Origin of the sequence: Enteractinococcus helveticum, from assembly GCF_001657475.1 — a bacterium.
Classification (GTDB): Bacteria; Actinomycetota; Actinomycetes; order Actinomycetales; family Micrococcaceae; genus Yaniella; species Yaniella helvetica.
In genome coordinates this window covers 83727-107146 of record NZ_LXEY01000016.1, presented here as the reverse complement: position 1 = coordinate 107146, position 23420 = coordinate 83727, and the positions used below count along the sequence as shown (strand labels likewise).

The 23420-nt window shown below is 54.6% G+C and carries 19 protein-coding genes and 1 pseudogene; 4 read left to right on the top strand and 16 right to left on the bottom strand.

Annotated elements, in window-relative coordinates; translation table 11 throughout:
• Positions 1–76 precede the first annotated feature (76 nt).
• The 7 genes from A6F49_RS06055 to A6F49_RS18400 form a co-directional block, all read right to left on the bottom strand.
• The gene (locus tag A6F49_RS06055) at positions 77–814 is read right to left on the bottom strand and encodes an RES family NAD+ phosphorylase (protein WP_043057588.1); all 738 of its coding nucleotides are present in this window, start codon (positions 812–814) and stop codon (positions 77–79) included.
• The gene (locus A6F49_RS06050; RefSeq protein ID WP_043057589.1) at positions 811–1479 is read right to left on the bottom strand and encodes a hypothetical protein; all 669 of its coding nucleotides are present in this window, start codon (positions 1477–1479) and stop codon (positions 811–813) included. Before A6F49_RS06050 ends, A6F49_RS06055 begins: the two co-directional genes overlap by 4 nt.
• A gap of 63 nt (positions 1480–1542) precedes the next feature.
• On the bottom strand, positions 1543–2142 hold the full coding sequence (locus A6F49_RS06045) for a 3'-5' exonuclease family protein (RefSeq protein ID WP_043057677.1): 600 nt from the start codon (positions 2140–2142) through the stop codon (positions 1543–1545).
• Positions 2143–2259: 117 nt separating this feature from the next.
• On the bottom strand, positions 2260–3933 hold the full coding sequence (locus tag A6F49_RS06040) for a thiamine pyrophosphate-binding protein (protein ID WP_043057590.1): 1674 nt from the start codon (positions 3931–3933) through the stop codon (positions 2260–2262).
• A gap of 3 nt (positions 3934–3936) precedes the next feature.
• Positions 3937–4926 (bottom strand): agmatinase, encoded by a 990-nt coding sequence (gene speB / locus A6F49_RS06035; RefSeq protein WP_043057591.1) that lies wholly within the window; start codon positions 4924–4926, stop codon positions 3937–3939.
• Positions 4927–4954: 28 nt separating this feature from the next.
• Entirely contained in the window at positions 4955–5356 is a 402-nt protein-coding gene (locus A6F49_RS06030) for a cupin domain-containing protein (RefSeq protein ID WP_052504807.1), read from the bottom strand.
• Positions 5357–5538: 182 nt separating this feature from the next.
• The gene (locus A6F49_RS18400; protein ID WP_043057592.1) at positions 5539–6477 is read right to left on the bottom strand and encodes a LysR family transcriptional regulator; all 939 of its coding nucleotides are present in this window, start codon (positions 6475–6477) and stop codon (positions 5539–5541) included.
• A 173-nt stretch (positions 6478–6650) separates the two neighbouring features.
• Here A6F49_RS18400 and A6F49_RS06020 point away from each other — a divergent pair, with 173 nt between their 5' ends.
• Both A6F49_RS06020 and A6F49_RS06015 read left to right on the top strand, forming a co-directional pair.
• Positions 6651–7655 carry an ABC transporter substrate-binding protein gene (locus tag A6F49_RS06020; RefSeq protein ID WP_043057593.1) on the top strand — a complete coding sequence of 335 codons (1005 nt, stop codon included), beginning with the start codon at positions 6651–6653 and terminating at the stop codon, positions 7653–7655.
• Positions 7656–7683: 28 nt separating this feature from the next.
• Positions 7684–8964, top strand: coding sequence for an aminomethyltransferase family protein (locus A6F49_RS06015; RefSeq protein ID WP_201120258.1), 1281 nt, complete (start codon positions 7684–7686; stop codon positions 8962–8964).
• 166 nt (positions 8965–9130) lie between these two features.
• On the opposite strand, the gene A6F49_RS06010 is transcribed toward A6F49_RS06015, so the two are convergent.
• From A6F49_RS06010 to A6F49_RS05995, 4 genes are all read right to left on the bottom strand, one after another.
• Positions 9131–10786, bottom strand: a complete 1656-nt coding sequence (locus tag A6F49_RS06010; RefSeq protein ID WP_043057594.1) for an HNH endonuclease signature motif containing protein — start codon at positions 10784–10786, stop codon at positions 9131–9133.
• Positions 10787–10913: 127 nt separating this feature from the next.
• On the bottom strand, positions 10914–12638 hold the full coding sequence (locus A6F49_RS06005) for a tannase/feruloyl esterase family alpha/beta hydrolase (protein WP_052504809.1): 1725 nt from the start codon (positions 12636–12638) through the stop codon (positions 10914–10916).
• Between the two features lie 165 nt (positions 12639–12803).
• Positions 12804–13400: an LOG family protein gene (locus tag A6F49_RS06000; protein WP_043057595.1), complete on the bottom strand. Its 597-nt coding sequence runs from the start codon at positions 13398–13400 to the stop codon at positions 12804–12806.
• The gene (locus tag A6F49_RS05995) at positions 13393–13890 is read right to left on the bottom strand and encodes an SRPBCC family protein (RefSeq protein WP_043057596.1); all 498 of its coding nucleotides are present in this window, start codon (positions 13888–13890) and stop codon (positions 13393–13395) included. The genes A6F49_RS06000 and A6F49_RS05995 overlap by 8 nt, the downstream gene beginning before the upstream one ends.
• 129 nt (positions 13891–14019) lie before the next feature.
• Here A6F49_RS05995 and A6F49_RS05990 point away from each other — a divergent pair.
• Together A6F49_RS05990 and A6F49_RS05985 are read left to right on the top strand one after the other, a co-directional pair.
• Positions 14020–14401 (top strand): annotated as a pseudogene (locus A6F49_RS05990) (DUF2267 domain-containing protein).
• Positions 14402–14532: 131 nt separating this feature from the next.
• Positions 14533–16023 carry a SulP family inorganic anion transporter gene (locus tag A6F49_RS05985; RefSeq protein WP_043057598.1) on the top strand — a complete coding sequence of 497 codons (1491 nt, stop codon included), beginning with the start codon at positions 14533–14535 and terminating at the stop codon, positions 16021–16023.
• 25 nt (positions 16024–16048) lie between these two features.
• Here the strand turns inward: A6F49_RS05985 and A6F49_RS05980 are convergent, their stop codons facing one another.
• The 5 genes from A6F49_RS05980 to A6F49_RS05960 all read right to left on the bottom strand — a co-directional run bounded on the left by A6F49_RS05980 (position 16049) and on the right by A6F49_RS05960 (position 23266).
• Positions 16049–17452 carry a GntR family transcriptional regulator gene (locus A6F49_RS05980; protein ID WP_043057599.1) on the bottom strand — a complete coding sequence of 468 codons (1404 nt, stop codon included), beginning with the start codon at positions 17450–17452 and terminating at the stop codon, positions 16049–16051.
• 233 nt (positions 17453–17685) lie between these two features.
• Positions 17686–18918 (bottom strand): ethanolamine utilization protein EutH, encoded by a 1233-nt coding sequence (locus A6F49_RS05975; protein WP_043057600.1) that lies wholly within the window; start codon positions 18916–18918, stop codon positions 17686–17688.
• Between the two features lie 30 nt (positions 18919–18948).
• Positions 18949–20205: a D-arabinono-1,4-lactone oxidase gene (locus A6F49_RS05970; RefSeq protein ID WP_043057601.1), complete on the bottom strand. Its 1257-nt coding sequence runs from the start codon at positions 20203–20205 to the stop codon at positions 18949–18951.
• A 46-nt stretch (positions 20206–20251) separates the two neighbouring features.
• Positions 20252–21727, bottom strand: coding sequence for an aldehyde dehydrogenase family protein (locus tag A6F49_RS05965; protein WP_235604883.1), 1476 nt, complete (start codon positions 21725–21727; stop codon positions 20252–20254).
• Between the two features lie 222 nt (positions 21728–21949).
• On the bottom strand, positions 21950–23266 hold the full coding sequence (locus A6F49_RS05960; protein WP_235604881.1) for an SLC5/6 family protein: 1317 nt from the start codon (positions 23264–23266) through the stop codon (positions 21950–21952).
• Positions 23267–23420: the final 154 nt, after the last annotated feature.

Sequence of the window (23420 nt, the reverse complement as noted above, 5' to 3'; positions counted from 1 at the left end):
GAAGCATCAAGTAGTCCGACCAGCGCGACTACGGCCCCTCGAGTAGTTACGAGAAGCACGCTACAGCAGGTGGTGGCTAGTAATCAGCGATGACCGTTACACCGAGAGCGTCGGCAACTTCGTCGAATAACTCCCTGCCCGCGCCTTCCAGTAACGCGCCGTTGGCATTCCGGGCGGGGCTGAGCGTCCAGGCATCCCGGTCATGGCGAACACGGTCAGCGAAGACCACCATGACCTCGTACTGGGCTTGCCTTGAGAATTCTGCCTGACGTGAATGCCAGATAATCCCGTCAGGCCCCTGCGGACCTCCATGGATAGCTTGTGCGACCTTCCGAGTGCAGGGGTAATGCTCGAAGGAACTATTCGCCAGGTTCTCCCGGGTCAAGCCCAGAGCCTGCAGTTGTGGATCTCTTAGGTCCACGACGGTCATGTTGGTAGGCGGGACAACTTGAGCATGTAGATAACCATGTAGTGAACGTTCCGCTACGATTCGTGATTCTGGCTCAAGCTCGTAGATGGTGTGGAAACGTGTCTCCAATAGTGCCGCCTCGAGACTTTCCGCCAGATACATGGTGGGGACGCGACTGCCCGACAGTAGATCATCAAAGGGGGCAAAACGGGTGTTGCCCCAGCCGGGGTTCGGCACCCCGTACCCGTCACGCGCATCGTAAACGCGAAACCATACGCGATCCTTAGAAAACTTGAACGTGGGCAGGTTTCCACCACGAGCGTGTTGGGATAGTTCCGAAATCGCAACGGTACATTCGTCAGGGACGGGGCAGGTGAGTTGTTGTGCCGGAAAACTATGCGTCACGCCACCTCGCCGCGTTCATTCCGGAGATCAAGCGCGTAAAGATCGGCAGCTCGTTGTGCACGTTCTAGATCAACGTGGGCAAGCTCTGCTGGTATTTTGCCGCTGAGATGCCCTGTCGGGTGGGTCAACCATGTCCATAGCGACCACCCATCCAGATCAGCCTCCAACAATGGACGGACCAGAGCGCTAATAGCTGGGTCAAGTTTCCCTTCGTCGTCTAGCTGCACTTTGGGAATCAGGACCCGGCCTTTAAATTTGACGGTGAATAATTCGCCTTGCTCGCGGGCCCTGGTCACCCAGGCCCTCACTGATCCGGGTTGGCTATCGCGAATTTGTGCCAAGGTTTCATGGGTTTCCGCACCGTATTTAGTCAGCAACTTTTGGCGCAGTGCAGCAGTGCGCTGAATCTGACGCTGTGATGCACTGGGGACGAGCTCCTCATTGGTCTCCAGGAGCGAGGAATTTACGAAATCTTCGAACGAGCCCCGCGCATCGTGACGTATTTCAGAAACGCGTTGGGCAAGACGTAGAGCTTCCTCTACGTCACCAACGCTTACGCCCTCAACGACAACGCGACCCTTAAGTTCGCTGACCTTGTATCGCCTTGTAATGCGTGAAGGTCTGCGTGGTGATTTACTAGTTCTATCTGGAACTGGAGCAGTCATAACGACCTCCTTCTACATAGCATTATAGCAATGCAGCGTTGAGAGGATAAGTGTTGCATTGCCTCAAATGGAAGGATCCCAATGCAGCAGGTTGACCAAGAGGTCGGCCTGCTCCCACGCATCATCCAGGGCATGGTGGGTGTGCGGGCGCTTGGATAGAAGTTTCTTAGGCATGGAACGTTTGCCAACCTTGCGGATCATCCGATTGGACTTGGTGGCGAACAGCGTTTTGATGTCGATAGCGGAGGAATGGCCAAAGGGGCTGGTGCCGGCGTAACGCATCAGATACCAGTACACCCACATCCAGTCGTAGGACAGCGGGTAGGCAGCCATGACTGGACGGTCATTTCCTGCCTGTTCGCTAATCCAGTCGACCAGCGTTCGCATGGCATCCTTGGGGGCGAGTCCATCTCGGATGAGTTCATCACGGTCCAGGCCAGCCACAGCGGCGGCTTCGGGAATGTAGTCTGATGAGATGGGTTTGAGCTGCAGGTGCAGTCCGAGGTCTTGGTTGCGCAGGTCCTCAAAGGCGCCCTCTGCGTTTCGACGTCCGGCGACGGCAACTCCGATGGAGGACATGGAGTATGGTCCGGGGATGGGGCCATCGGCTTCGATATCGATAGAGAAGTAGGTCTCGCCACCGTGAGGTGTGGAAGTAGTCATATCTACATCATGCCGGTTTTGTGTGGCAGCGGCTTGTGCAGTGCCAGTGGACACAGTGGCACTTCTTATGGGATGTGGGTGGTTTCAGGGGAAACCACCGACAGGCTCTGGCCTGCTCTAGGCACGGTCGAAGGTCTGGTGCGTGGGCGTCCACATTTTCAGCGTGGTTGGCAGAACCAACACATTGGGGCCGGTGGCGAGCCAGGCTGCTTGCAGATCATCCACCAGGGAGGCAGGATCGGTCAAGGTGGCCGAGACGCCGAATGATTGCGCCAGAGCGACAAAGTCCGGGCGGGTTAGTTCGGTACCAACGGTTTGTCCGAAGGCGTCATGCATATATTCGCGCAGGATGCCGTAGCCGCCGTCGTCAATGATGAGCCAGGTCACGGGAACATTATGCTGTTTTGCAGCGGCGAGTTCGGCAATCGAATACATCGCTGAGCCATCGCCGGAGACGGCCAGGACGCGTTGTTGTAAACCAACGGCTCCACCAAGCGCACTGGGAAACGCGTAACCGATCCCGCCGGCGCCCTGTGCGGAATGGAAAGCTCCGTGTTTGGTGTCCCAGGTGTTCCACGCCCAGTAGCCGGCAATGGTCATGTCCCAGTACGTGTGTGCGTCATCGGGCACCGCGTTGCGGATGGATCGCATGATGGACTGTTCATGCTCGAGATCCTGGTGGGCAATACGATCGGTGATCTGCCTGCGCACTTTGGCGACGAGCTTGGCAGCGGTGAGACCATGCCAGTTGCTCACGGTGGGCTTCGGACCGTGCTGTATTGCCGAGAGGATCGCCTCGAGTGCCAGTTCTGCATCGGCGCGGATTCCCAGGCCGGGATAATTGGCTTCCAATACGCGCGGTTCGGCGTCGATGTGGATGAGCTGACCGCGCGGCTGCATCGAGTAGTAGTTCGAACTAACTTCTCCCAACGCAGTGCCAACCGCCAGCAGGACATCCGCGTCTTCGAATACTTCGGTGACATACCGGTCTTCAACCCACCCGCCCAGTGACAGCGGATGGTCATAAGGAAACGCGGTATTGCCGCCCGGAGTGCACACGACCGGTGCATCGAGCAGCTCAGCAAGCATGGCCAGTGCTTGTTGGGCTGCCATGCCGGATCGACGAACACCTCCACCGGCAATGATGGCAGGACGTCGGGCAGCACTGAGTAACTGGGCGGCCCGAGCCACGCTGCTGTGATGGGGTGTCAGCTGGGCAAGCGTGATACTCAGGTCGCAGGGCGGCGGTATTGGAGCTGGGTGCAATAGGACGTCTTGTGGAATCTCGACCCAGACCGGCCCCTGGGGAGCACTGAGCGCAGTCCGCCAGGCGTCCTCTACGACAGCGGGAATTGCAGAAGCATGATGAATCGTATGTTGGGTTTTTGTCACGTTGCGTGCCGCGGCTTTTTGGTCATCAAGCTCGTGCAGCATGCCCTTTCGGCGCCCGCCCAGACCCGCTTGCGGTATTTGGGAGGCGATAACGATCATCGGGACACTACTGGCGTATGCTTCCTGGATTCCTGCTAACGCGGTCAATGCTCCGGGACCGGTTGAGACGATCAGTACACCGGGCTGATTTGTCACACGCGCAAAACCATCAGCTGCAAAGGCCGCATTATTTTCCACCCGGGATGAGATGTACTGCAACGGGCTGCGACCCAGGGCATCGAAAAGCCCCAGGGCATGTTGGCCGGGGATACCAAATACCGTGGTCGCTCCCAGTGCGGACAGTGTTTCGATCACCAGATCGCCACCGGTTCGCATGCCTACCTCCTGTGCGTGGGTCATTATTTACTTAGCGGCGCGCAGATCGGCCATCAACGACAGCAGGTCATAGCATGCGTGAGCCGCCGCAATCCCGGTGACCTCTGCATGGTCATAGCTGGGCAGTACTTCGACGACATCGGCACCAAGAATATTTAGCCCTCGGAGACCGCGCAGCATTTCTAACAGTTCGCGGCTGGTCAGCCCACCGGCCTCGGGTGTACCGGTTCCCGGCGCATGGGCTGGGTCAAGGACGTCAATATCCAGGGAGATATAGACCGGTTTGTCTCCGATGCGTTCGCGCAAGATGGTCACCACGGCTTCGACGCCCTTGTAGTACAGGTCTGCGCTGGTGATGATGCCGAAGCCGAATCGCGCGTCGTCGTCCAGATCATTTTTGCTGTATACCGGTCCGCGAGTGCCGACGTGGCACAGGGCCGAAGGATCGAGCAGTCCTTCTTCGGCGGCCCGTCGAAATGGTGTGCCGTGGGTATAGTCGGCACCGAAATAGGTATCCCAGGTGTCGAGGTGCGCATCGAAGTGCAATAGTGCCACCGGTTGTCCTGCGCGTTGTGAGGCTGCACGTAATAAGGGCAGCGCGATGGTGTGGTCCCCGCCAATGGTCAGCAACGAGGCGCCGTCGGCGGTGAGCTCCAACGCATCGTGTTCTACCGTGGCGATGGCTTCTTCAATGTGGAACGGATTCAGTGCCATATCGCCGGCGTCGGCGACTTGGACTTGGGCAAATGGTGAAGTATCTGTTGCCGGGTTGTAGGGGCGAAGCAGTCGTGAGGCCTGACGAATATGGGCGGGACCAAAGCGTGCACCGGGACGATAGGAAACTCCCGTATCAAATGGTGCGCCAACGATTTTGATGTCAGCACTGCGTCCTGCAGTTTCCAGATCCCGGAGGCGCGGTAGGAGCGCGAAGGTCGATTCGCCGCTATATCGCGGAACCAGGGTGGAGTTGACCGGGCCGATGTTGCCATTATCGATGATTCTTGGGATCTCACGCATGCCGTCCGCCTGTTCAGATGGTGTCGATCTATGCTGCTGCTGTTGGGTCCGTTGAGTGTCGTTCGCCGGTGAGCATCGTCAATAACAACACGTTGCGTTCCGGGGCATCTTCTGGTGCAGACACCTCATGGACGACCATGGCGCGCAAGTGCATAACGGTGCCAACAACGAGATCAACTTCGCCCTGATCGGTGACGACTTTGAGTGTCCCCTGTAGGGTTTGCAAGGTAATAGGATGCGCGGTGGTGTGGGCACGGAGGACCTGGCCCGGGGTGAACGTCAAGAAAATAAGATTCGCACCGTCGCCTTCCAGCTTGCGCGTCATTGCCGGGGGAGTGCCGGTGCGAGGTTCTGGCGCATCCGCTGCCCGAAACACGTGGACGTCAGCATTCGGATCAGCTTCTGCAGGCCCGAATGCTTTCGGCGGCATGTTGAACGGTTTCCTAGCCATGGCTTCTAGCCTCATTATTTATGTATGTTGTTTGTGTAATTTCGAAGTTCAAAGGGAGATCAAAGTCGACCTGATAGGCCGACTTTGCAGCAAATAGTATCTGATAGCGTGCGGTATAAACAGAGTCGCCTGTTCTTAAGAATCACTGAGGCGTTCTGCACCTAGGCTTGAGCAGGTACATATTTTGGGTACGGATACGCTTCAAGCGACTCGATGATCACTTCGCGGAGCCAATTTATTGCTGGTGAGGGGGCTAATTGGCGCAGGGTGTGAAGCCCTACATGCCCAGGTTCAAGATGAAACGGAACCCGGAACTTCTTGATGCTGCTTCTCTTTGCAAACATGTCGCCAAGGAACAGGGGCACAATGCAAAAGCATTCTGTAGCCATGAGGGTCTCATCAACTACAGAATAGGTTGGAAGCGCGATGGTGGGCAGCGCATCTAGTCCAATGCTCACCAAAGTTTCTTCGACTTTTTGATGACCCAAAGTATTCGATACATGTATGCGTTGCTCGCCGATTAAATCTTCTACTGAAGGAGAATCTGTTAGTCGGGGGTGGTGTGAAGAACAGACCCCAACATACGGCATATCCATAAGATGGTCTCGGACTACAAGATCTGGTGAGAATTCTGGAATTGCTATTGCAGCGTCCGCTTCTCCACGCCGCAAGAGTTCCTCGGCTTTGGCAACGTCAATGAGGCTCACCTGAATCCTGGCCTCTGGTGCGCGTTCCTGCATAGCTCGCACAATGTATGAGAATAACGCCATGAGGCCTAGGTCGGTCATCATTAATTTGAAAGTCCTCGTCGTTTCTTTGGGCTCAAACTGTCTCGCGTTTCTGACGACTGAATTAAGGACTCGTATCCCATGCGATATTTCTGGGTATAACGCATCTGCACGTGCCGTGGACTCTAGAGTTCCTTGTCTGCGTAGGAACAGGGGATCTGAAAAGAGTTTTCGCAGTTTGGATAAGTTGTAGCTGACAGACGGCTGACTCACGAACAGTCTCTCAGCGGCCACGGTCACGCTTCGTGTCTCATAGACAGTCAAAAATGTTCGAAGCAAATTGATGTCATAGTGGGTCCAGGGCTCACTCACAGGTTCTCCTTGCCTGAATCACTATCCCGCATTATAGAGGGCGCTAATAATCTCATAGGCATTTTCTATTGGATAAATATCTTTCTTGATTCTAGCCTGGAAGTGATGCATCTTACAGGAGATACCTGAGTAGTTGAGGCAATTGCCTCCTGCGATCATGAACTGAGGAAAATATGAGACCTTTAAAATCGAGCCCTAAAAGAAACGCCATAGTTTCCTTCATTGCCTTGAGTGCGTTGTCACTAGCTGCTTGTGGGAACGGAGCTGGGCCTTCAACTGAAGGAGACCAGGCGGCTTCGACGAACGGTGAGATGGAAAAGATCACGCTTGGTGTCATGCCACTTGTAGATTTAGCGCCACTTCACTTAGGCGTCGACCAAGGAATCTTTGAAGAACACGGCCTTGAAGTTGAACTAGTAACAGCCCAAGGCGGTGCTGCGATTATCCCAGCGGTCACAAGTGGTCAATATGAATTTGGATTCAGTAATCCGACAAGCGTTATTATCGCGAAGTCCCAGGGATTGGACGTCGTAGTAGTGGCGCCAGGTGGAACCAGCACCGGAGACGAAGAGACCGACTACGGTGCGACAGTAGTCTTACCAGATAGCGGAATTGAAACGGCAGCTGATCTTGAAGGTAAGCGCGTTGCTGTTAATACACTGAATAATATCTCTGACTCCACAGTCAAAGAGGCCGTACGTAACGCTGGTGGAGACCCAAACGAAGTTGAAATGGTCGAGCTTGCGTTCCCTGACATGGTTCCGGGCGTCGAACAAGGCACCGTTGATGCGGCCTTCCTGGTTGAACCTTTTTTGACAATGGGCCTCAACGCTGGCTTTGAGCCTATTGCATGGAACTGGATAGAGGTTTCACCTGACTTGATGGCATCGTCGTATTTTACGACCCAAGAGCTAGCGGACGAACAGCCAGAGCTTGTAGAGAAATTCCAAAACGCGATGGCCGAATCGGCCCAATACGCTGAGGAACACCCCGAGGAAACCCGAAACATCATCACCAGTTACACCGAGATTCCCGAAGAGATTACTGAGACCATGCGCCTTCCTCGGTGGGTTGACTCCGTCGACCAAGAGTCATTGGATCGTCTCATTGAAATTTCAATTGAAGACGGTCTGCTTGAGGAAGACGTCCAGCTCGAAGACCTCGTGCTTCAGAACTGATCGCAATCACACGTTGGAAGGAAAAGTAGTGGATTTTACAGTAGAAGAGATGCGCCAAGAGCCCGAAGGATACGCGTGGAGCCGGTTCGGGCAACCTGAGTATACAAACTGGCTAGATGAGAGCATGTCATGGAAAGAAACCTGCTATATCGGAGATTGGTCATTCCTCTGGCAGCATCGGTTTACAGGACCTGACGCCTTGAAACTCATCTCGGATTTCACCGTCAACAACTTTGAGGTATTCGACCTCTATCAGTCGAAGCACGCTGTGCATACCAATAAGGATGGCAAAGTCATTCACGAAGGTGTCTTGACCCGGTTTGGCGACGAAGACTTTATGGTGCACGGTCGGGGTGGATTTTGGCTAGCTTACAACCTTGAAAAGGGAAACTATGACGCCTCAGTAACCAATGAGGACTGGTTCATGTATCAAGTTTCAGGACCGAACGCACTAGCGCTGTTGCAAAAGCTCAGTGGCTCACAAGATCTAGCCGACGCGAGGTACATGCGTGCAGTAACCATAACGGTCGCTGGACATGAGATCTTCGCCCTACGTCAGGGGATGGCAGGAGAAATTGGCTTCGAACTCCAAGGTCCAAGCTCCATAGGTGCCGAGATTTACCAGGCTGTACTTGAAGCAGGACGAGACTTCGGAATCCGGAAAATGGGTGGTCGTATCGCTATGATCAATCATCTTGAGGCATCATTCCCAACCATCGCAACTGACTATATTCCCGCAATTTTTGATGAGGACATGAGCGGCTACCGCGAATACTTTCTGAGTTCTATGCCACCATTTGCGAAACCCGCCTATATCAACGGCAGCTATGACGGCAAAGACATCAGCGAGTATTACCGAAGCCCCATTGAACTTGGCTGGGCAAAAGTAGTGACAACAAAAAGAAATGATTACTTAGGGGCCGAAGCACTCGCTGCAGAAAAACAATCACCAAAGCGCGTCCTTAGGACCCTTGAATGGAACGGGGACGACGTTTTGGAAGTACAACGGTCCTTATTCGAACCTGGAGAACATTTTGCATATATGGAGATGCCGCGAGACCAACGTGGGTACATGTGGGCTGACCGTGTAGAGGTCGATGGAGAGTTGGTAGGTGTAGCAACTTCGCGTGGCTATAGCTACTACTTCAGGAAGATGCTTTCGCTTGCAACAATCAATGTCGATCATGCTGATGTCGGCACGGAAGTTGAAGTCCTTTGGGGAGCTCCCGGTCAACGACAGAAAGCCATACGCGCTGTAGTTTGTCCAGCACCCTATAAAGAGGATCGCTCGCGAGGACAACTGGGATAACACATGTCATAGATTGGGAAGGTTACGATGTCTGGAGAACTTAGCAGCCCTCCCATTCCTATGTAATAGTTAGTGGAAATAACTGCCTGAATCCGGTATTCCTTGCGAAGGTTCAGTTGCGGATATTTACCTGCCGATAGACGGTTCATCTCCACTCGATTTGAACTCATCGCCAGAAGCGGTTGCGCCGTGGTCGACGATCGGGATCGAGATAGGGTGCAGGGATGAACCAAGCGATACCGTTTCGCATATTGACTGACCACATCCCGGCGTGCACTGCGTGATGATGGTGCGAACATAACAGTACGGCGTTGGTAACAGAGGTACCGCCGCCGTCTTTCCATGGTTCGACATGGTGAGCATCGCACCACGGTGCCGGAATTTTACAATTGGGTGCAGCACACCCGCGATCTCGAGCGATCAACGCTCGCCGTTGATCCGCAGAGAATTGACGGGCTGTGCGACCCAGATCCAGTAGAGCCCCATGGGAGCCAAGGACAGCCGGTATCAGTTCCGCTTCACACGACAACGGTCTGATCGACGACGGTGAGATAGGACCTGTAAAGAGTGCCTGCGAGATGAAGGTGGTGGCCTTGGGTTGAGACGGACCGGTCACTGGGCACTCGTGAGTAAATTGGTCATAGAGCGTTTGATAGTCCATGATCACGCTCAACTGCGGTGGCAAGCCACCCACGACCGGGAAGGTCGTCGACGCTAGCGACATGCCGGTGTCAATGACCGCGGTGATGCCATCGAGTAGCTTTTGCTCTCGGGTTCGTTCGTCAGCTGCCGTGACGGGGTGGCCGACTTCGTCTTCGCTAAACAGTGGCTGTTGTCCGTGATCGTCGGGCTTTTTACGAATGACTGGTGTAGTGAAGTTCGGCAAGGTCGTACCAAAGAGTTGTTCGAGCAGAGTTTTGAGCGGATCAAAACTGGTGTTGGGATTATTGACGACGGAGGCCAGAACGCGTAGGCGTTCGTGGAAGAGGTCATCGACGCGTAGGACCCAGTTGTGTAGACCTCGGACGTGGCCGCGATAAGAAGCGCCCCGCTTTCTGTCTAAGCTGTGGTCGTCGAGCGTCCCGTCTTGGTTGAACCAATAGGTTGTGTGCTGTAACCATCGCTTGGCTACCTGGCGCAATCCATCAGGATCTAACTGCGTAGCCTGTGCCGTGAGATGCTGCTGGCCAGTGTCGAGACGGTCTTGTACTTCCGGTGTGAGTACTTTTGCTTGGGCCGCTTCGCGCTGTACCTGATTGACAGTGTCCACGACAATCTCGGCTGCGGCTGTATCGATGGCCGCATCGAAAAAGTGCTGTGCCACTTGCGGATAGCGGGACTGCGGCATATGACCGCCGTCCAGACTTGGAGCCGGTGCCAGTTCGGCAGCAAGTTTAACTCGGGCCTTGGCCTGCCGAAGTGGAATTCTGAGGGTATCGCGGAGGTACTCTGCGATATTACGGAAGGCCGCTTTGCCGGCGGGCATGCCAAAGACCTCGACTCGTTCCGCATCCGAATAGTAGGCATTTGAGGCGAATCCGGCCATGAGGGTTTGCAGCGCTGCAACCTGGCGACCCAGCTGTTCGATGCCTCCTATCAAGACGGGAAACGGTACATCTGGAGGGCGCGCCGAACCGCTAGGCGGTGGATCGTGCGTTCCCCACACGGTGCCCCAATCGATTGACGCTTGTTCCACCGTGAAGCGTTCAAGCTTGGCATAGGCGTCAGGTGCACGATAGCGTGCCAGCGCTTGGGCCAGGAGTCCTTGGGCTTGGCTGATGAGCCCTGCGGGATTTGTCTCGGTACCTATATGTTGTGTCATACCGAAACTCCACCATTGCATTGAACTCCAGTGGAGCAACAGTTACAGAATGTGGATAACCGCCGTCTGCACTCTCGCCTGAGGAAATGTGCCGCTGCTTTTGCTGCGCTCGCATCCGTATCGTTGGTCACCGTGAATGTAACGTTGCCGGCCCGTGGTTTATGGTGAAGCTGCCAGACGGTAGTGCATGTTCCTTCAGCCCCGACAGGGATTTCTTTGACGGCAGCTGAGTGTTGAGCGCCGGCTCTTTAGCGGCTTGGCATTCGAAGCTTGTTGCATCTTCTGGGTCGCCGGCGGTGTAGAAGGCAAGCTCCGGATAAGGACACAGCGGACGGCTCCGATTCCGGGCCCAATCAGGGGGTAACCATTTATTGGCTGGATTCACCCACGCATGCAGCGACTCGGGTTGGATGCCATGTTCTACCCAATTGATCAGTGCAGTTAATGAGTTATGTTGATCTGTGGCTGGTCCACCTCGGGTGTTGGTCATGCCGGGCACCTCGTAGTATTGAACGAAGTCCGAAACATCCTCGCCATGAGCGGTATGCAGTGCGCGGTACCACGAAGACGTGGCCTCCATAGAAAAGAGGCCGTCGGATGCGCCGTGCAGCACAATCATTTTGCCGCCGCTGCTCTTCAAATTGTGGTAATTCAAATCCGGTGGAGTCATAAAATCCATCGCGCTGAGGCCATACTGTCCAAAGGCTGCGTAGATTGATTTGTTTGCTTCATCAACGTCTAGGTCCAGTACGAAGTCTCGCAGGGAATTGAGATTAGGAGCATACGGCGGCGAGGAATAAACATAGCCGACTGCTACGGAGTGCCGTTTGATGGAAGCACTGAATTTCCATGATGCCCAATCATCAGAGACCATGCCAGGGTCGTAGGGAAACGATGAGTAGATTGCAGAGCCGTCGCTGGTGGTGGCACCGTTGAAAACGTCTGTGATTACGCGCTGTTGTTTTTGCGTCAAACAACTGCCGTCGCGATCAGATGTACATGTGGGAACATGTTCTGTGACATCGAAAGTGTCCTGGCAACGCGCGCTGGCAAAGACCATACCGTCAGCAAGGCCGTCAAGCGCATCACACTGTTGAAGGATCGCGTCGGCTATGAGGCGGCGTTCCTTGCGAGTGAGCGCCGATTTGAGGTCGCTTGTAGCCACCGTATCCCATTGCTGAGCACCCCATAGTTGTGCCAGAGCCGCTTGGGGAGCATTAAAGCCCGGCGCGACTGCTAAGAATCCGTCGTATTCCTTGGTATAGCGTGATGCGCCCACCATGGTGTGGCGTCCACCATTTGAACTGCCAGCCATGTAGGAAAACTCGGGCTTGGAACCATACGTCGTTTTGATCAGTGCCTTGGCCATCGGCGTCAGAGTTGCTGTTGCCTGGTATCCGTAGTCGAGGCGAGCCTGGGGATCAAGACCGAAGGTAGGGTTTTGACTCACGGTGTGTCCGGCGTCAGAACTGATGACAGCCATGCCCATTTCTAAAGCAGTTTCACTGCCGCCTGCAGCACCGATGGCGGTGGTGACTTTGCCATTGAGTCCCCCGTTGCCCTGGTAGAGGTATTGCCCGCTCCAGTTTTTCGGCAGCCGCATCTCAAAACTGATGGCATATTCTTGGCCATCAACATGGCTGAGGCGCTTATTCATCGTCCCGGTGACCAGGCAATGTTCTGCGATAGCTTTGCCGCGGTGTGACAATGTTCCGCTGGGCACTGTCGTAGCGGAGGTGATCGCTGTGGAGGGGTGTTCAAACTCGGAGAGCTCCGCACAATCTGTGACGATCGGAACGATGCCTGTGGCCACGTCGGTGTGCGCGGGGAAACTGAGTCCAATACACAGCATGCTAAGCGCTGCCACACCACAGCGCACGACATTGTGTAGAAGACGAGGCTTTGTATCAGCCGATTGCGGCAGTGTTCTGTCATGAGGCGAGGAAGCGCAACGGTCCATTGAGGTACCTTTCTTTAACGCCTTCGGAATCACATAGCGGTACCGGGTGTAGCGAAATTAACTCATTTGTGGGTCTTTCCACGGATGCTTGGGAGGTTTCCAGGATGCCAGCGCAGCAAGCAGTGCCGCTGGTTCACTTTCTACGATGAGCGCGTCGGTAAATTCTGTGCGCATGAAGCCTTGAGCGGCCATGTGATCGATCATGGCAAGGAGTGGATCCCAGAACCCTGCTACATTGAGCAGCGCGACCGGTTTTGTGTGGATGCCTAACTGTTGCCAGGTCCAGGCTTCGAAGAGTTCCTCGAGCGTGCCGGCTCCGCCCGGTAGGGCAACGAACGCATCACCGAGGTTGGCCATGCGCTCTTTGCGGATGTGCATATTCGGCACAATCTCCAGCGTGGTCAGCTTCGGGTGTGGAATCTCCACGGTCGTCAACGATTTGGGCATAATACCGGTGACTTCGCCACCAGATGCTAGGACCGTATCGGCCAACACACCCATTAACCCCACGTTGCCGCCGCCAAATACGACGCCGTACCCGTGATCAGCAAGTGTGGTTGCGAAGGCTTCCACGGCTTGAACATAAGCGTCACTGTTGCCGTGGCGTGATCCGGTGAACACCGTGATGCGACGGATTTGCCGTGGCTCAGTCATGTGAACCCTTGGCGTAGTGGCCTTGTAGACCCTGCAGTGTTGCACGGATATTGTGCGCATTGTGATTGAACAGGTCCACTGCTTTCCACAACCGCAGCATCAGCGGGCTGACCTGCCGATAGTCGAAGGTTTCGGTGACCCAGGTGCCGTCGTCGGTGGGTTCAAATGTCCAAGCCCACACGAGTTTGGCGGGATGCTGCCACGCAATCTCACGGTGCGGGTCAGCGATGAGGACTCGCATCTTCAGGGTGTAGGGCACCCCGAATTGTCGCATCCAGATGTTAAACGTGTCCCCTTCGGTGAGGGTTTCGGGGCCGCTGACCTGGTTCGTCAGCGATCCGCCGCCGTCCAACTCGTGATGTCGGTGTGGATTTACAGCCAGCGACCACAATTGATCAACGGATGCATCGACGTGCACCCGGTAACTGATAGTGAAAGGCCCGGTATCGATTTCGTGGACCCGCTGGGGGTATTGCGTTTGTTCGGTCATCTGCTCAGACTACGCGTTTCCACATCGGTCTCACCAGAAATCAGCACCTGTTACCAATAGGTGACAGCATCTGCTCACCATGGAATCGTAACGTCCATCCACCCAATCGCATTTTCAAGGAGCAACACCATGCAGACCACCGAAATTGTCGAACGGGTGCAAGAACGTGCCGAACTGGATTCATTCCAGGAAGCCCACGACACCGTTATCGCACTACTGGAAACGCTTGCACTACGGGATCTCAAAGATGAACGCGAGGACTTTGCCACCCAATTAGCCAAAGAGCTGGGCCAGGTGCTAACCACCGATGTACCAGCGACCAAAGAACGCTTCGACACAGCAGACATGGTCCCGGGTTGCCAAACATTTGGGCTGCTCCCTGCAGGAAAGCCAAACCCGCATGCACGCAGCGTTTTCGGTGTTGATGGAAGCGGTCTCCGAAGGCCAGGTTGAAAACTTACTCAATGCGTTATCTGACGACTACGCACCTTATGCCACCTGGGATGCTTAACCAGCCACCTCCAGAGCCAAGCGGGTAGGACGCAGTGCCACCCCACCCTAAACCTCGGTAGAATGCGGATGTTCCCCTACCACGCGTGTCGATGTGTGGTCTGATCCAAGAATCTACTCCAGAGGTGCTTTATGTCCGCGGCGACGGTTACGCCTGCCTTACGCCAATCCGTTCGCGAAACCTTCAAACGACCAGCCTGGATGCGCACGGAAATCCTGGCCGGTCTGGTGGTCGCGCTCGCATTGATTCCCGAGGCCATCGCGTTTGCCCTCATCGCCGACGTCGATCCCAAAGTCGGACTCTACGCGGCCGGCATCATGGCCATCTCGATCTCGTTTCTCGGCGGACGCCCCGCAATGATCTCCGCGGCCACCGCCGCGACCGCCCTCGTCATCGCACCAATTGTGGCATCGCACGGGATCCAATACCTGTTTGCCACCGTAATTCTGGCCGGCATCTTACAGATTGTGCTCGGCGTCGTCGGCGTTGCCAAACTCATGAAGTTCATCCCGCAATCGGTCATGACCGGCTTCGTCAACGCCCTGGCAATCCTCATCTTTATCGCCCAACTACCCGATCTGATCGACGTGCCCTGGGCCGTCTACCCGCTATTCGCCCTCGGCTTGGCCATCATCTTCCTGTGGCCCAAAGTCACCGAAGTCGTCCCGTCGGCACTGGTTGCCATCGTCGTCGTCACCCTGATCGTCATCATCTTCAACATCAATGTCCCCACCGTGGCAGATAAAGGCGAACTGCCCAGCGAACTGCCATTCTTCTTCATCCCGGATGTCCCCTTCAACCTGGAAACCCTGGAAATCATCTTCCCGGCAGCACTGGCCATGGCCGTGGTCGGCCTGCTGGAATCGTTGATGACGGCGCAACTGGTCGACAACATCACCGACACCGGTTCGAATAAAACCCGCGAATCCATTGGCCAGGGTGCCTCCAACATGCTGGCCGGATTCTTCGGCGGCATGGGCGGCTGCGCGATGATCGGCCAAACCATGATCAACGTGCGCGCCTCCGGAGCCCGCACCCGCATCTCGACCTTCGTCGCCGGCGTCTTCCTGCTCATCCTGGCCATCGGCTTAGGTGACATCGTCGGTCTGATGCCCATGGCTGTGCTCGTCGCCGTCATGGTCTACGTCTCGTATGCAACCTTCGAATGGCACTCAATCGCCCCGCGCACCCTGAAGAACATGCCAAAATCCGAAACCCTGGTCATGCTCATCACCGTGGTCCCAACCGTCGTCACCGGCAACCTGGCCGTCGGCGTGGGTCTGGGAGTGCTGGCCGCCATGATCGCCTTCGTCCGTCGCGTGTCCCACTTCGCCAAGGTCTCTCGCAGCATCGATGAGGCCGAAACCAAAGCCACCTACCTGGTCACCGGCCAGTTGTTCTTCGCCTCATCTCACGACCTGGCCAACCAGTTCGAATACGCCCTGGACCCCATCCACGTCGTCATCGATCTGCGCCAAGCCAACATCTGGGACCACTCGACCGCCGCCACTCTGGATGCAATTAACGAACGCTACACCCAACGCGGCAAAACCGTGGAATTCCTGGGCCTGCGCGGCAAATTCCCGCTGGGCCGTCCAACAGCCGAGTCAAAGGAAAAATAACGACGACGTTGCACGGGCAATTGAGTTATTGTCTCGGAGTTTGATTGTCGTTCCCTGCAGCAGTGAGTAATTGCCAGTGCGTTAGCGGGTGACCATTTTCCTGAGCTACGACTGTCAGCTGGCCAGTACAGGATGGCTCGAGCAGTGCCCCGTGCATTGCTACAGGGCTGGTTGATACAAGCACGCGCTTGGCATCGGTAACCAAAATATGGTCATGAGCAGTGGCTTTGCTCTTGCTCAGCAAGATTTCTTCGATCCCGGGTATATGCAGATCTGCGCCGAGCACGCACCCGGCATAGGCTCCTTCGGTAATTGGAAGTGAGACGGTAATCGTAGAAGTCTCGATACCGCCTCGATCAAGGTACGGTCCTATTACTGAAAATTTGCCAGTGCGAAGTGGTTCGGTAAACCAACGCATGTGTTCGTAGTCGTAGTACTGCAGCGAACGCGCATTAAAGTCGTGAGATTTAAATGTGAGGTCGAGGCCGTAATCGCTATCCCACCAGTCCATCCACAAACGGCTATCTTCCAACATCCCCGGCGCGTAGGCTATACCGGCGCCCCGAAGCAGCGTGTTGTTCTGGCTTGCGATATTTTTGAGAATCGCATCAATCTCGTCGGAGGGTTCTGCTCTGGCGTATCTGGGCGCTTCAAGTTCGATCAGTCGCTGGCAGCCGTTCTGGAGGCTGGCTCGTATCTGTTGAATATGTCCCAGCAATTCATGAAACGCTGCTTGAGGAGATAAATCATCTTGGGTGACACGAGTGGCAAATAACAGGGAGCGTTCTCGGACAATCTGTCGGGCTATAAGTTGTAGGTGTTTCCTGGCGGCTTCCGCAGCCTCGTCATGTGCGGCACGAAGGATAGCATCTACTGTTTGCTGGGCTGCATGATTCAATTCGGCAATGAGACCGTTGGCTTCATCGGTCCATGCCAAAAGTTGGAACTCTCCTATCAATGGAACCAGAGCTGCTAAAAGCGTCTCTGATCGCGCAATGCGGGCGATCGTGATGACATAAAGCGTGCTGGCCCGACGACGTTCAATCGCGGTCATTGGTTCAAGCAAACGATCAGCGCTCAGCCGGAGTTCATTGATATCGATGTCATCGCGACGCTGAGCAGCTAGGCGTGCAGCTGATGCGTGCAGTTCGGAAACTGAATGGCCCAGGTCTGCGATTTTTGCTAAGGAAATATCAGATAGAGCTTGTTGGGATAGTTGTTCCAAGGCGGATAATGAGGCGCTGATAAAGGTACCGCCGCCGCGTCCGGGACGGGTACTGACGAGCCTTGCTTCACGTAATCTATCCAGGGCTTGACGGAACGTAAGGGCCGAAACACCCATGTGCCGAGCCATTATCTGCTCGTTCGGTAACCGGGTTCCCGCTTCAAGAACGCCGATACCAATGCCGGTGCGGAGTTGGTGTTCCACTGCGCTCGATCTTGAAGATGGCTTCATGGGGACGTGCAATTGGCTCACGATTGCCAAATTGCCAGAGGTAGCAACTTCCGAATGAAGCTTTTTTGAAGGGCTCATACCGGTACCATACCTTCACAGATTCTTGAGACGATCATTCGGAATGTGGGCAACAAGTAGTTATTAACTAGGTAGTGGCCAGTTCCTGCCTCTGAGTGCGTAAACAGGAACTGGCCACCGCATCGTTATTAGGCTTCGACTTTCTTTTTCGCTTCCTCTTCTTCATGTTTGTACTGTTCGGCCAGCTTCAACGCTTTTGGTACGGCTAACCACAGTGCCAAGAGCATTGCTATAACACCGGCTACCAGCTTGGAAACTACCAGCGGAACCACCATGTTGGGTTGGAAGTTCGCCATGAATGCCAGGTGATCACCAAATGTGAAGGCTGCACAAACGGAAAAAGCGATAGCTATGACGCGATCTCTTGGTGGCATAGTGGGAATTAACCGGAACATAGCTAGAATATTTGCCGATGCCGCTAAGACTCCGGCCATGCCTTCTGAGCTCATCCCTATCCGCTTGCCGACCCCATCCAGAGGCACGGCGAGGTATTTACGAATGACATAAACCAGTGGGAACGCTCCGGCAAGCATGATGCCGATAGCACCTGCGATTTCGAGCGCACGGAATTGGTCTTCTTCATCTGCAATGATCGGATCGAAACCCCAGCCGCCCAAAATGGTGGAAAGGATGCCGGTGAAGTATTCGACAATGACTAGGGCTAACACCACCTTCAGCGCGGTATCAAGAACTTTGCCAAAGATTAGGAACGCTTTGATCATAAAGTCAGTTGCCAGTCTGAGTAGAAGTGCAAGAGCGACAACAAAAATAACGATCGGGATGAGGTTGGCGATAATCTCGCCCCACGAGAGTTCAAAAACCTGGTCTGATTCACCGGTTGTATTGATTTCACTGCGTAACCGCGTCTGGGTGACCTTCAAGATTAGGGTGGTGAAAAAGACTCCGATTGGAATCGTCAACACCCCGGACATCACGCCGAGAGCAAGGTAGCGGTGATGTCGTTTCTCCAGCATGGCCAAACCAACTGGAATCGAGAACACAATAGTGGAACCCGACATGAAAGCTGTTGCGCTCGCCATGATCCAGGCGCCGTGCGATTCCGCCAGGACGTTCGCAAGATTGTATCCGCCCATGTCACCGGCGATTAGAGCTCCAGCTGCCATGGCTTGATCGGCACCCATGAATGCAAAGATTCGGCCCGTAATCGCTTCCACGAACTGTGACAGATACGGAATGGACGCCATGATGCCAGCGACCGGTAAGAAGATTGGACCAATTGAATAAATACCTTCTTTGAATTCGAGGCCTATACCCTTGGTATCGTCCTTGATCGCACCGATCGCACCAATGACGACGAATAACATCATCAGCCAAATAACGGCTGTCCCTACAAATTCCATGAGAGCCTCCGCTCACTTCATCCTAGGAAACTAGGAAAAGAGTTCCTCGGTGTGCTTATTCAGGAACACTCCGTTGGGGTCAAGCTCGCGACGGACCTGACGGAATGTTTCAATTTCAGGAAAGAGCTTGTCAGCTCGCTCCCTGGTCAAATAATGAATCTTGCCCCAGTGCACTGTGGCATCAAATTGCTGCAGCAACTTGTCGACGTCGCGCAAGTACGGTTCGTAGTTAGTGCCGGGAGCCCCCGAAACAGAAAGCGAAACTTTGTCTTCTCTATAAAACGGTGAGATATAACCCTGGTCAGCTTGTGTCCAGCGGGTTTCAATTGGATATTTCTGCTCTGGGTGTTGTTCGAAGATTAAATCTTTCAGCGCAATCCAGGCGTCTTTAGCTCGATCGACACCGACATAATATTCCAGCTCGTGGAAGGGTATCCCGAAACCACCTGGATAGATTCTGTAAGCGCGGTCGTGTCGTCGTCCTTCTTCGGTGATCGGGTTATTGACGTCGTCGAGATCTTCGGCCCAATATCTCTTGGTATATGCCCGCCCGACCATATCTAAGCCAGGTGGGGTTGGGAGTTCGTAGAGTCCGGCAGATTCTGGAGCCTGGCACCATAGGAACGAGAAATGACGAGCGTTGTGTGGGTTTTGGTCCCATCCATCTAACAGTTCGTCGGTCGTTTCATAAGTGATTTCTTCGCGAAGATGGTACGCCGGTACCGCTTGAAGTTCGACTTCGAGGATAACGCCGAGGGTCCCGACGGCAACCTGGGCGGCACGCAGGCGTTTCATATCGCCTTCGTCGATTTCAATGATTTCACCGTGGCCATTGATTAGGCGAACCCAGGTGATCATGGAGGAGAAACACCCTGACTCGATTCCCGAGCCGTGGGTTGCAGTCGAAATTGCACCGGCGATGGCTTGTTTGTCAATGTCGCCTTGGTTACCGAGAGATAGTCCAGCTTTCCAAAGGGGGTCGCCGAACTTGTCGATTTGTGTGCCGCCGAGTGCCCTGACACGTCGGGTTTCGGAGTCGACCCCGGTGACTTGTTGCATGTCCGAAAGATCGAGCAGCAAGCCGTTGGTAGCAACAACCGGTGTGAATGAGTGACCGGCCCCGGCTACCCGAACGGTCATCTTTTCTTGAATAGCATGCCGAACTGCAGCTACTATCTCGGCTTCGGTTGTTGGACGAACTGTGAGCGCTGGTGTGAATTCTTGGTTGCCTCCCCAGTTTTTCCATGGTTGGTTGACTTTGGCATTCGAAATGCTTTGTGCGGTCATGAGTCTCTCCGTTATTCAGAGTTGATGTGGAAGTTGATAAGTGGGGTTAGTGACGAATGGCGATATGTTTGGTGCGAGAGAAATCGTCTAAGGCATATGCTGAGAGGTCGCGCCCGTAACCACTATGTTTGAAACCTGACCAGGGCATTTCAGTCGGCAAGGCTAAATGCGTATTGACATTGACGCTTCCGAAGTCCAGAGCTTTTGAGACCTCGAGGGCGGTTGAGACATCTGCCGTAAAGACGGAGCCGGTGAGCCCATATTCCACGGCGTTGGCGCGTTCGACCGCTTCAGTGAGATCGCTAAACGTTTCGATGGTGACCACTGGACCAAAGACTTCGTTTTCCGTGATCGGGTCCCCGATCGAGACTTTAAGAATCGTTGGCTCTACCCAGAATCCGGCAGAGTCATCGCCGTTGCCACCGAGCACGATTTCGGCGCCACGCTCTACGGCTTCACCGATCATGTCCATGACTTTGGCGTAGTGACCCTGGTAAATCATGGGTCCGAGGTTTTCCTCGCCGGGTATTTCTGGATCGGCGAGGACATAGGATCCAACTTTCTGCGCCAGTAGTTGGGTGAATTCGTCAGCTACAGACTCATGAATGATGACGCGAGTTGCAGCGCCACACTCTTGTCCAGAGTTCCAGTAACCCGCTTCAGTAACGGTGTTGGCTGCATTCTCAAGGTCGGCGTCATCGCAGATAATTACTGGAGCCTTACCGCCGAGCTCAAAATGGCCACGCTTGAGATCCGATGCGATGGTAGACGCAACAGCCATTCCAGCGCGCACACTACCGGTTAATGCCATCATATCGACTTGCGGATGCTTGCTCAGGGATTGACCAACTTCTGGCCCGGTACCCAGGACTAGATTCAGTACCCCGGCGGGAAGTATGTCTTTAGCAAGTTCTGCGAGCCGCAGCGAGGTTAGAGGAGTGACTTCGCTGGGTTTATACACGACCGTATTGCCTGCCATCAGTGCTGCCGAGATTTTCCATGCGCCCATCAGCAATGGGTAATTCCAGGGTGTAACTAGTCCAATCACGCCAATGGGTTCTCTTAGTACTAGCGACATGGTGTCTGCAACGTAGTCACCAGCCGGAATAGTTGAGCCGGTACGCCCAGCCCCGGCCATAAAGCGAAAAACGTCTATGGTGCTGTCGACGTCATCGGCGGTTACCGCGAGTGGTTTCCCACAGTTGATGGCTTCGAGCTTTTCTAAATTCTCCCGATCTGTAGCGATTGCCTCTGCCAAAGCAAGGAGCAGCTCTGAACGGGCCTGTGGTGTTTTTGCTGCCCACGTGGGAAGCGCAGCTCGAGCTGCGCAAACCGCAGTATCGACATCCTTCTCGTTGCCGAGCCGGAGCGACACTATGGCCTTACCTCGGGCTGGGTCAACAACTTCAGTGGTTTCTGAACCTGATGGGTCGACGTGCTGACCATCAATGAAGTGGCTGCACTGAGGCAGACGAGGTGCAAAAGAAGTGTCGGAGCGTGAGACATCCGCTGACAAAACCATGAAGACTCCTGAAAAAGTTAGGTAGATCACTTAGGTGTAAAAACCATAACCTTAAGTTTTATATGTTTCAATGACTTTTTTCAGGTTAGGCATCTACTGGGGGTAACGCCATGCTTTCTCACTAGATCGAATTACATCATTGGCGCTTGACCAATGACCACTACGCAGAGCGCAGCGCACCCTAGGTTCTCTGGTCAGCGTGAATCATTATCGCTGGATCGACTAAAGCCCCACGACGAAGATTCGGTAGATAATGCAGGCCACCGCGGCGATACCGGCGACGGTTGTGAAAACGTTGGAGGCCTTGCCCCGATATTTTTCCAACGCGTCGAACCGATGAATCGCATACATCGGCATCAAATAGAGCACCACAGCAATAATTGGGCCTGCCAGGGTTTCGATCATGTCTAAAATACCGACGTCGAGAATGGCGACTCCCCAGGTGGAAAGGAAAATAAAAACTGCCACCCCGAAACTGATGGTTTTCTCGGCGGGCTCTTTCCCTGCTGCCGTCACCACTGAGCGGACGATGCCGGCAGCTCCTTCAGCGGCGCCGAGATAATGTCCAAAGAATGAGGAACCAATTGCCGCAATGGCGACTGCCGGGCCGAGGTATTCAATGAAGGGGGCATCCATCACCTGAGCCAGGTAGGACAAGACCGGCAGGTTCGATTCCCGGGCTTGCTGAAGTCCATCTGCCCCCAGCGCCAATATGGTGGACCAGACGAACCCCATGGTGAAAATGACCAGCAAAATCGTGGTCCGACGCAGCACCACATTGCCACGGGCATCAGACTCGGGACCATAGCGTCGTTGCATGGCCAAGGTGTATTGAGAAACCGCCGGCGAGAAGTTGAAGGCAAAGATCAGCACGGGGATAACCAATAAGAGCGCTTGGCCCATCTCACCCCATGAATGCGTCGTCTCAGTAATGAAGCTCAGTTGCCACGAAGGAATGAGGAACAGGGTGACGCCGAGCAAGGCTGCAATGAGCGGATATACCAACCATTGCATGGCCACGAGCATGACGCGTTGACCTCGGATCATCACGAGCATCATCAGTGCAATCAACACCCCGGAAAGTAACCAGCGTGGAGGAGAACCCCAATTCAACTGCTCAACCAGCAGGCTATCGACGGTATTGGTAATGGCAATGCCATAGATCATGACGATGGGGAAGATGGCCAGGAAGTAGAGGATCGTGACAACTTGTCCGCCGACCGGGCCGAAAAGCTCACGGGCAACCACGGTGATATCAGCACCGGGATTCTCTGAGGCGGACACGAATCGCGACAGCCCACGATGCGCGAAAAACGTCATCGGCCCAATGAGCAAGGTAGCGATAATCAGTGGCCAGACCCCTCCGGCCCCGGCGTTCATTGGAAGAAACAGGATGCCAGCGCCGACGGCCGTACCAAAGAGTGAAATCGCCCAACTATTTTCGAAACGACGACGCTTTCTGGAGGCTCGTTTATCGTCATGGATAGCCTCGTCGCTGGCGTTCGGCTTGAAGACGGGATCAGTAGGTTCATATGACATATAGACGCTCGACTTTCTCAGGGTCGTTGAACACCTGTTCCCCGGTGGAGGGAAACTACCGGTTGCTCTCCATAATGCCTGACGATGAGAACAGTTGGAACGGGTAGTCGATCAAACCTCGCCACTGCGACAACGTTGACAGCAGCGTTGGACC

Coding starts and splice junctions, on each gene's coding strand:
- A6F49_RS06005 (WP_052504809.1), bottom strand. CDS start 12,638: ATGCTGTGTATTGGACTCAGTTTCCCCGCGCACACCGACGTGGCCACA.
- A6F49_RS05960 (WP_235604881.1), bottom strand. CDS start 23,266: ATGTCATATGAACCTACTGATCCCGTCTTCAAGCCGAACGCCAGCGAC.
- A6F49_RS06010 (WP_043057594.1), bottom strand. CDS start 10,786: ATGACACAACATATAGGTACCGAGACAAATCCCGCAGGGCTCATCAGC.
- A6F49_RS05970 (WP_043057601.1), bottom strand. CDS start 20,205: ATGACCGCACAAAGCATTTCGAATGCCAAAGTCAACCAACCATGGAAA.
- A6F49_RS06050 (WP_043057589.1), bottom strand. CDS start 1,479: ATGACTGCTCCAGTTCCAGATAGAACTAGTAAATCACCACGCAGACCT.
- A6F49_RS06020 (WP_043057593.1), top strand. CDS start 6,651: ATGAGACCTTTAAAATCGAGCCCTAAAAGAAACGCCATAGTTTCCTTC.
- speB (WP_043057591.1), bottom strand. CDS start 4,926: ATGCGTGAGATCCCAAGAATCATCGATAATGGCAACATCGGCCCGGTC.
- A6F49_RS05985 (WP_043057598.1), top strand. CDS start 14,533: ATGTCCGCGGCGACGGTTACGCCTGCCTTACGCCAATCCGTTCGCGAA.
- A6F49_RS05995 (WP_043057596.1), bottom strand. CDS start 13,890: ATGACCGAACAAACGCAATACCCCCAGCGGGTCCACGAAATCGATACC.
- A6F49_RS05975 (WP_043057600.1), bottom strand. CDS start 18,918: ATGGAATTTGTAGGGACAGCCGTTATTTGGCTGATGATGTTATTCGTC.
- A6F49_RS06040 (WP_043057590.1), bottom strand. CDS start 3,933: ATGACCCACGCACAGGAGGTAGGCATGCGAACCGGTGGCGATCTGGTG.
- A6F49_RS06045 (WP_043057677.1), bottom strand. CDS start 2,142: ATGACTACTTCCACACCTCACGGTGGCGAGACCTACTTCTCTATCGAT.
- A6F49_RS05965 (WP_235604883.1), bottom strand. CDS start 21,727: ATGGTTTTGTCAGCGGATGTCTCACGCTCCGACACTTCTTTTGCACCT.
- A6F49_RS06030 (WP_052504807.1), bottom strand. CDS start 5,356: ATGCCGCCGAAAGCATTCGGGCCTGCAGAAGCTGATCCGAATGCTGAC.
- A6F49_RS06000 (WP_043057595.1), bottom strand. CDS start 13,400: ATGACTGAGCCACGGCAAATCCGTCGCATCACGGTGTTCACCGGATCA.